The sequence below is a fragment of the Actinomadura sp. NPDC000929 genome, from assembly GCF_040492065.1.
In the GTDB taxonomy this organism is placed as follows: domain Bacteria; phylum Actinomycetota; class Actinomycetes; order Streptosporangiales; family Streptosporangiaceae; genus Spirillospora; species Spirillospora verrucosospora.
In genome coordinates this window covers 1-8,820 of sequence record NZ_JBEUPA010000230.1, presented here as the reverse complement: position 1 = coordinate 8,820, position 8,820 = coordinate 1, and the positions used below count along the sequence as shown (strand labels likewise).

8 protein-coding genes are annotated in these 8,820 nt (G+C 72.7%); 7 read left to right on the top strand and 1 reads right to left on the bottom strand.

Going from position 1 to position 8,820, the window contains the following annotated elements; all coding sequences use genetic code 11:
• Positions 1 to 101 precede the first annotated feature (101 nt).
• The 7 genes from pth to ABWI04_RS40210 all read left to right on the top strand — a co-directional run bounded on the left by pth (position 102) and on the right by ABWI04_RS40210 (position 7,824).
• Positions 102 to 677: an aminoacyl-tRNA hydrolase gene (pth, locus tag ABWI04_RS40240; protein ID WP_345173558.1), complete on the top strand. Its 576-nt coding sequence runs from the start codon at positions 102 to 104 to the stop codon at positions 675 to 677.
• Between the two features lie 400 nt (positions 678 to 1,077).
• Entirely contained in the window at positions 1,078 to 2,553 is a 1,476-nt protein-coding gene (locus tag ABWI04_RS40235; protein WP_353835693.1) for a sugar transferase, read from the top strand.
• 110 nt (positions 2,554 to 2,663) lie between these two features.
• Entirely contained in the window at positions 2,664 to 3,602 is a 939-nt protein-coding gene (locus ABWI04_RS40230; protein WP_353835692.1) for a 3'(2'),5'-bisphosphate nucleotidase CysQ, read from the top strand.
• 65 nt (positions 3,603 to 3,667) lie between these two features.
• The gene (cysD, locus tag ABWI04_RS40225; RefSeq protein ID WP_345173624.1) at positions 3,668 to 4,585 is read left to right on the top strand and encodes a sulfate adenylyltransferase subunit CysD; all 918 of its coding nucleotides are present in this window, start codon (positions 3,668 to 3,670) and stop codon (positions 4,583 to 4,585) included.
• Positions 4,586 to 4,647: 62 nt separating this feature from the next.
• Positions 4,648 to 5,910, top strand: coding sequence for a sulfate adenylyltransferase subunit 1 (locus ABWI04_RS40220; protein ID WP_345173626.1), 1,263 nt, complete (start codon positions 4,648 to 4,650; stop codon positions 5,908 to 5,910).
• Between the two features lie 81 nt (positions 5,911 to 5,991).
• Positions 5,992 to 6,888 carry a glycosyltransferase family 2 protein gene (locus ABWI04_RS40215; RefSeq protein WP_353835691.1) on the top strand — a complete coding sequence of 299 codons (897 nt, stop codon included), beginning with the start codon at positions 5,992 to 5,994 and terminating at the stop codon, positions 6,886 to 6,888.
• Between the two features lie 93 nt (positions 6,889 to 6,981).
• Positions 6,982 to 7,824: a hypothetical protein gene (locus tag ABWI04_RS40210; protein ID WP_353835690.1), complete on the top strand. Its 843-nt coding sequence runs from the start codon at positions 6,982 to 6,984 to the stop codon at positions 7,822 to 7,824.
• Between the two features lie 13 nt (positions 7,825 to 7,837).
• Here the strand turns inward: ABWI04_RS40210 and ABWI04_RS40205 are convergent.
• Positions 7,838 to 8,820 (bottom strand): RCC1 domain-containing protein (locus ABWI04_RS40205; RefSeq protein WP_353835689.1); only part of this gene is annotated, 983 nt, incomplete at its 5' end.

Below are 8,820 nucleotides of genomic sequence, written 5' to 3'. Positions count from 1 at the left end.
CCCGGCGCGCGGCCGCCCCGGACGGCGGGCCGCAGGGTACTTCCACGGCCCCCGCGGGTGCGCGCACCGGCGGGGGCCGTGCTCGCGTGTGAGGAGTGCGGGTGGACGCGGATCTCTGGCTCGTGGTGGGGCTGGGCAACCCGGGGCCGTCGTATGCGAAGAACCGGCACAACGCGGGGTTCATGGTGCTGGACGTCCTGGCGGCGCGCGCCGGAGGCAGGTTCAGGTCGCACCGGGCGCGGGCGGACGTGCTCGAAGGCCGGCTGGCGGGGAAGCGGGTGGTGCTGGCGAAGCCCCGCACCTTCATGAACGAGTCGGGCGGTCCGGTGAAGGGGCTGCGCGACTTCTACAAGGTGCCGGTGGAGCGGGTGGTCGTCGTCCATGACGAGCTGGACATCCCCTTCGGGGCGGTGCGGCTGAAGCAGGGCGGCGGTGACAACGGCCACAACGGGCTGCGGTCCATCACCCGGTCGCTGGGCTCGAAGGAGTATCCGCGCGTGCGGTTCGGGGTGGGGCGCCCCCCGGGGCGTATGGACCCGGCCGCGTTCGTGCTGAAGGACTTCTCCGCGGGGGAGCGCAAGGAGCTCGACTTCGAGGTGGACCGTGCGGCGGACGCGGTCGAGGCGCTGCTGACCGAGGGGCTGGCGGCCGCGCAGAACACGTTCCACGCGGGTTGACCGATTTCGCCGCGCGACGGGCGGTGAAGAGGGTTGAATCGAGGGCGACCCGCCTTTTTCGGCCCTGCAATTGCGTCACTGTGACATAACTGACGGTGTCGGGCCGAAAATCCGTTCACCCGGGGTGACCGGTTGCGTTCGGTCGGGTGACCGCATCCGGCCTCACGATCGGTGAACGGCTGTGATCAAGGCGCAGTGGCGCCATCTTCGTGTGCGGTCGGGGCGGTTTGGGTGCGTTGTCCACGTGGGGGCTACGTTCCGCCCGTGACCACGGCAAAGCGACCGTAAGATGCAGGCCGATCGAGGTTCAGGTTCAATGTGAACCTCGGGCGACGTTCAGCCGTCTTCGGTGTGAATCGCGCTGACGAGGCGCGCGTTACACAGGATTGGTGAGTGATTTATGGCCGTCGTTGACAAGGTTCAGGCCGAGTCATCGATCCGCCATGAGCACGAGCGCGGGGCGTCGCAGAACTGGAGCCGCTCCTACCGGCGGATCGCGAGGGTTCTCGACTTCACCAGCATGCTGATGGCCGGTGTGATCGCCTTCGTGCTCAGGTTCCCGGGCGTCCCGACGGAGCTGGACGCGCCGTACGTGGTCCTGACCGTGGCCCTGCCGGTGGTGTGGGTTCCGACGCTGATGCTGTGCCGCGCCTACCAGCCGCGGTACGTGGGCGTCGGGTACGAGGAGTTCCACCGGGTGCTGCGCGCCGGGTTCATCCTGACGGCGGTGGTCGCGATCGTGGCGTACGCCACCAAGACCGACGTCGCGCGCGGCTACGTGGTGATGGCGCTGCCCCTCGGGACGTTCCTGGCGCTCCTGGCGCGGTACCGGCTGCGCAAGTGGCTGCACAAGAAGCGGTGGCACGGCGAGTGCATGCGGCGGGTCGTCGCCGTCGGGCACCGCACGTCGGTGTCCGACCTGATCCGGCTGCTGCAGAAGAAGCGCTACCACGGCATGGACATCGTGGCCGTGTGCCTGCCGCCCGTGCTCGCGGCGGGCGAGGACGCGGTCGCCGAGGTGGAGGGCGTCCCGGTGCTGGGCGACTTCGGCCAGGCGGCGGCGGTCGCCGACCGGATCGGCGCCGACTCGGTGGCCGTGCTGGCGTGCCCGGAGATGGACGGGGTGGCGCTGCGCCGGCTGGCGTGGCAGATCGAGCGCAACGACGTCGAGCTGGTCGTGGCGCCCGCGCTGATGGACGTCACCGGCCCGCGGATCTCGATCCGCCCGGTGTCGGGCCTGCCGCTGCTGCACGTGGAGCATCCGGAGCTGGACGGGGGCCGCAAGGTCCTCAAGGGCCTGGTCGACCGGGTGGCGGCGCTCGGCGGGATCGTGGCGCTGAGCCCGCTGCTGCTGCTGATCGCGGTCCTGATCAAGATGTCCGGGGAGGGCCCGGTGCTGTTCCGGCAGACGCGCGTCGGGCGCGGGGGCCGGGAGTTCACGGTGCTGAAGTTCCGCACGATGGTCGCCGACGCCGAGGCGCGCCGGCTGGAGCTGCTGGCCGCCAACGACCACGACGGCGTGCTGTTCAAGATCAGGCAGGATCCGCGGGTCACGCGGGTGGGGCGCCGGCTGCGCCGGTACTCGCTGGACGAGCTGCCGCAGCTGTTCAACGTGCTGCGGGGCGAGATGTCGCTGGTGGGGCCGCGCCCGCCGCTGCCGGACGAGGTCGCCCAGTACGGCGGGGACGTCTACCGCCGCCTGGTCGTCAAGCCGGGCCTGACCGGCCTGTGGCAGGTGAGCGGCCGCTCGGACCTGTCGTGGGAGGAGTCGGTCCGCCTCGACCTGCGGTACGTGGACAACTGGTCCCTCGCCCTGGACCTGCAGATCATGTGGAAGACCTGGTCGGCCGTCTTCCGGGGCTCCGGCGCGTACTGAGCGCCCGCCGCCGGCGGCGGGCCGCTGAGCGAGACCTCGTCCCGTGGCCGGTGCGGGCCGCATGAGAAAGTAGACCGAGCAGACCAGTCGAGTCGGGAATGTGATCTCAGATGACCGAGCCAGGGGCCAGAGACGATCATTCGCTCGCGGCCGAGCTCGCCGGGACGGCGGGCCGGCTGCTGCTGGGCGTGCGGGACGAGATGGGCTTCGCCGACGCGAGGGCCCTGAAGGACACCGGCGACCTGCGGGCGCACGAGTACCTGATGGCGGCGCTCGCCGAGCGCTGTCCCGGCGACGCGGTCCTGTCCGAGGAGGGGCGGTCCTCGGTCGCCGGGAAGCGGTCCAAGGGCGACGACCGCGCACCGACCCGCAACACCGCCGACGCGGAGCGGCTCACGGCCTCCCGCGTGTGGATCGTGGACCCCCTGGACGGCACCCGCGAGTTCTCCGAGGAGGGCCGCCGCGACTGGGCCGTGCACGTGGCGCTGTGGGAGCGCGACGCGTCCGGCGCCGGCCGCCTGGCGGCCGGCGCCGTCGCGCTGCCGGCGCAGGGCCTGACGCTCCGCACGGACGCGGTGGGCGGCGCCTCGCTCGTCCGGACCGACCTCGCCGAGCCCGACCCCGTCACCGCCGGGCCCGCCGGGACGCCGCCGCCCCGCGAGGTGCCGCTGCACGTCCCGGCGCCGGACGCGGGGAAGCTGCGCATCGCCGTGAGCCGCACGCGGCCGCCGGAGTTCGTCCGGCGGCTGGCGGAGGTGATCGAGCCGGACGTGGAGCTGGTCCCGATCGGGTCGGCGGGGGCGAAGATCTCCGCGGTGCTGCTCGGCGAGGTGGACGCCTACGTGCACGCGGGCGGCCAGTACGAGTGGGATTCGGCGGCCCCGGCGGCCGTCGCGCTCGGCGCCGGGGCGCACGCGTCCCGGATCGACGGGTCGCCGCTGCGCTACAACCGTGAGGACCCCCGGCTCCCGGATATCCTGGTGTGCCATCCCATGTCGGCGTCAACGCTGCTGACCGGCATTCGGGAAGTGAGCGGCGCGCTGCCCTGACCGGTCCGCCCGTCTCCGTGCCATCGGTTGCCACTGCCAGAACAGCGTGAAAGAGCCCCATGACCATGCAGCGTCGCGATTACCTACTGTCCCAGCTGGACATCCTCGAAGCCGAGTCGATCCATATCTTCCGGGAGGTGGCGGCCGAGTTCGAACGGCCGGTGCTGCTGTTCTCCGGCGGCAAGGACAGCATCGTCATGCTGCGCCTGGCCCAGAAGGCGTTCTGGCCCGCCCCGATCCCGTTCCCGGTCATGCACGTCGACACCGGCCACAACTTCCCGGAGGTGATCGAGTACCGGGACCGCCGGGTGGCCGAGCTCGGCGTCCGGCTGGTCGTGGCGTCGGTGCAGGACGCGATCGACAGCGGCCGGGTGGTGGAGCAGAAGGGCCGCCGCGCGTCCCGCAACAGGCTGCAGATCACCCCGCTGCTGGACGCCATCGAGGAGCACCAGTTCGACGCGGCGTTCGGCGGCGCGCGCCGGGACGAGGAGAAGGCCCGCGCGAAGGAGCGGGTGGTCTCCTTCCGGGACGAGTTCGGGCAGTGGGACCCCAAGAACCAGCGCCCGGAGCTGTGGAACCTGTTCAACACCAAGATCGTGCAGGGTGAGCACGTCCGGGTGTTCCCGCTGTCGAACTGGACCGAGCTCGACATCTGGGACTACGTGCGCCGCGAGGAGCTCGAACTCCCGCCGATCTACTTCGCGCACACCCGGCAGGTGTTCGAGCGCGACGGGCTGCTCCTGGACGCCGAGACGGGCTTCGCGAACCGCGGCGACGACGAGCCCGAGTTCACGGCGACCGTCCGGTACCGGACGGTCGGCGACGCGTCCTGCACGGGCGCGGTGAAGTCGAACGCGGTGACGCTCGACGAGGTGATCGAGGAGATCGCGGCGACGCGGATCACCGAGCGCGGCCAGACCCGCGCCGACGACCGCACCAGCGAGGCCGCGATGGAGGACCGCAAGAAGGAGGGCTACTTCTGATGGCCAGCGCGAACGACCGGCTCGCCGGGGACCGGCCGGCCGAGGCCCGGCCGGCCAAGCAGATGGACCTCCTGCGGTTCGCCACCGCCGGCAGCGTCGACGACGGCAAGTCCACACTGATCGGCCGGCTGCTGTTCGACTCCAAGTCGATCTTCGAGGACCAGTTGGAGTCGGTCGAGAAGACCAGCGCCGACCGCGGCGAGGAGTACACGAACCTGGCGCTGCTGACCGACGGCCTGCGGGCCGAGCGGGAGCAGGGCATCACCATCGACGTGGCGTACCGGTACTTCGCGACGCCGCGCCGCAAGTTCATCATCGCCGACACGCCGGGGCACATCCAGTACACCCGGAACATGGTGACCGGCGCCTCCACCGCCGACCTGGCGATCATCCTCGTGGACGCCCGGAAGGGCATCCTGGAGCAGTCGCGCCGGCACGCGTTCCTCACCACGCTCCTGCAGGTCCCGCACCTGGTCGTGGCGATCAACAAGATGGACCTGGTGGACTACGACCGGGGCGTGTACGAGCGGATCGTGGACGAGTTCACGGCGTTCGCCTCCAAGCTGGAGGTCACGGACCTGACGTTCATCCCGATCTCGGCGCTGCACGGCGACAACGTCGTCGAGCGCAGCGTGAACATGCCGTGGTACGAGGGCTCGTCGCTGCTGCACCACCTGGAGCACGTGCACATCGCCTCCGACCGCAACCTGATCGACGTGCGGTTCCCGGTGCAGTACGTGGTCCGGCCGCACGCGTCCACCGACCCCGACCTGCACGACTACCGCGGCTACGCGGGCCAGGTCGCGGGCGGCGTGCTGAAGCCGGGCGACGAGGTGGTGCACCTGCCGTCCGGGCTGACCACGACGATCACCCATATCGACGGGCCGGGCGGGCCGGTCGACGAGGCGTTCGCGCCGATGTCGGTGACGCTGCGCCTCGCCGACGACATCGACATCTCCCGCGGCGACATGATCGCCCGTCCGAACAACCGGCCCGAGGTCGCGCAGGACATCGACGCGATGGTCTGCTGGATGACCCCGGACCGCACGCTCACCCCGCGCTCGAAGCTGGTCATCAAGCACACGACCCGCACCGCGAAGGCGATGGTGAAGCAGCTGCACTACCGGCTGGACGTCAACACGCTGCACCGCGACGAGCAGGCGGCCTCCCTCGGCCTGAACGAGATCGGCCGCGTCTCGCTGCGGGTGACGCAGCCGCTGTTCGTCGACGACTACGGCCGCAACCGCCTCACCGGCGGCTTCATCCTGATCGACGAGGCCACCAACAACACCGTCGCCGCCGGAATGATCACCGGCGCGCGCTGACCCGGTTCCGCGGGGCCGGCGGGCCCCGCGGCGGCCGCCGGTCCGCCTCCTCCCGACCCCCTACGACAAGGCAGGCCCTGGATGCCCCCATCCGTCGGAGTCGTGCTTCCCACGCACGACCGGCCGGAGCTGCTGCGCCGCGCGCTGGAGTCGGTGCTGGCCCAGGAGTACGAGGGCGAGGTGCGCGCGGTCGTCGTCTTCGACCGGGCCGAGCCCGACGCGTCCCTCGCGGGGGACCGCGTCGAGGTGATCCGCAACACCCGGGCGCCGGGCCTGGCGGGCGCCCGCAACTCCGGGATCCTCGCCCTCGACACCGACCTGGTCGCGTTCTGCGACGACGACGACCTGTGGCTGCCCGGCAAGCTCGCCGCGCAGGTGCAGGCCCTGGAGAGCGAGCCGGACGCCGTGCTGTGCAGCTCCGGCATCCTGATCGACTTCGACGGGCGGGAGCTGCCCCGGCTGGCCGGGACGGACCGGGTGACCTACGACGCACTGATCCGCGACCGGATGATGAGCGTCCACTCCTCCACCTACGTGGCGCGCCGCGAACCGCTCATCGAGATCGGCATGGTGGACGAGACGATCCCCGGCAGCCAGGGCGAGGACTGGGACCTCGCGCTCCGCGCCGCCCGCCGCCACCCGGTGGTGAACGTGGACGAGCCGTACGTGCGGGTCCTGTGGGGGCTGACGTCCTACTACGCGCAGGCGTGGGAGACGAAGGTCGCCGCGCTGGAGTGGTTCCTGGAGCACTACCCGGAGATCGGCGAGGAGCCGGGCGCGGCCGGGCGCGTCTACGGGCAGCTCGCCTTCGGCTGCGCGACCGTGGGCCGCCGCAGGGACGCGCTGCGCTGGTCGGCGCGCGCCCTCAGGGCGAACCCGGCCGAGCGCCGCGTCCCGTTCGCGCTGGCCGTGGCGTCGGGGGTCGTGTCCGGCAAACGCGTCCTGCTGGCCCTGCACACCCGAGGCCGCGGCATCTGACCGCGGCGATGCCGATTCCCCTGCTTTGGCCACCTTTCCCCAAGTGGCGCCGGTAATGTCGATGGCCATCCCAGCGTTGAAGGAGCCTCTTCCGTGAACCACTTCTCCCGCCGCATCGTCGCGTCCGGGACGCTGGCGCTGGCCCTCGTGCCGGCGTTCGGAATGACCGCCGCGCCCGCCTTCGCGGGCGTCGACCTCGACGCGGTCGCCGAGGGCATCAGCGAGAGCGGCTACTACGTCGACTCCCACGCCAAGTACTACCAGTCGGACGGCGCGCAGGAACTGCTCCGCAGCGCGCAGGGCCGGTCCGTCGCGGTGTTCATCGCGATCCTGCCGCCCGGGAACGACCCCGGACAGGTCCTCGGCCGGCTGCCGGGCCTGATGAAGCGGAAGGGCACCTACGCGGTGCTGGCGGGCGACCAGCTCCGGGTGTCCTCCACGGCGCTGCCGGGCGCCCGGGTGAAGTCCATCTACGACGGGGCCGTGAAGGGCAGCAAGGGCAAGCCCGACCTGGCGCTGCTGCGCTTCGTGCAGACGCTCCCGGAGTCGAAGTACGCGCCGCCGAAGCCCGGCAAGCGCGGCAACAACGGCAAGCCCGCGCCGGAGGCGTCGGTCAAGCAGCAGGAGCAGGAGGAGCGCACGCTCGCCCAGTCGCAGCCGACCGTTCCCGCCGCCGGATACGAGCCCCCGAAGGACGACGGATCGCCCATGCCGTACGTGCTCGGCGGCGCCGGGGTGGTGGCCGTGGCGGCCGCCGGCGGCGGGTTCCTGCTGTGGCGCCGCCGCTCCGCGACCCCCGCTCCCGCCGGCGGGACCGGAGCCCCGGGCGCGGCCGCCGCGCCTCCCGCGCCCGGAGCCCAGCCTCCCGCGCCCCAGCCCCCGGTGGACGGTCCCCGGCCCGGCGACGCCAGGCCGGAACCGCCCAAGGAGTCCTGAAGGCTCCGGAGAGCTACGGCGCTCCGGAGCCCAGCAGCAGGATCAGGTGGCGCTCGCCGACGCCCACCGACAGGGCGCCGGCCGGCACCGTGCCCGCGGTCGTCAGCGCCGTGCCGGGACGGCTGCGGGGCGCCCTCTTCCCCGAGCCGAGCTGGCCGCTGCCGCCCGCGCCCCACGTCAGCAGCGTCCCGTCGGCCAGGATCGCCGCGCCGTAGGCCTCCCCGGCGAACACGCGGGCGGCGCCGCGCAGCTTCGGGGCGCTGCGCCCGACGACGGTGACCGGGGCGGTCCGCGGCTTCACCGTGCCGTCGCCGAGCTGGCCGGCGGTGTTGTTGCCCCAGGCGACGATGGTGCCGTCCCCGCGGAGGGCGTAGTTGTGCTTCTCCGCCGAGGCGACCGCGGTGACGCCGTCGAGGACGCCCTCGCCGCCCACCCCCGAGACGAGGACGGGCGTGAGCCGGTCCTGGCGCGTGCCGTCACCGAGCTGGCCGAGCTCGTTGCGGCCCCATGACGCGACCCGCCCGTCCCGCAGCAGCGCCAGCCCGTGCTGGCCGCCGATCGCGATGCGGACGGCGCCGTCCAGCCGCGCGGCGCCGCCCAGCCCGCGCACCGGGACGGGCAGGGCCCGGTCCTCGCGGGTGCCGTCGCCGACCATGCCGCCCGCGTTGGCGCCCCAGGCGAGCACCTGCCCGTCGCCGCGCAGCACCAGCTCGGTGTGCCCGTCCGCGGCGATCGCCGTGACGCCGGTGAGCGCGTCGCGCCCGTCCGGCGCGCGCACGGTCGTCGGGACGGGAGGGGTGGTGCGCGCGCCGGTGCCGCGCTGGCCGGACGATCCCTCGCCCCAGGTCACGACGGTGCCGTCGCGGCGCAGCGCCATGGAGAAGTCGTTGTTGGCGGCGACCGCGACGGCGTCGTCCAGCCGGCCGGGCCGCCCGTCCGGCGCGCGGACGCGCACGGGCACGCCGCTGCCGCGGGTGGTGCCGTCGCCGAGCTGGC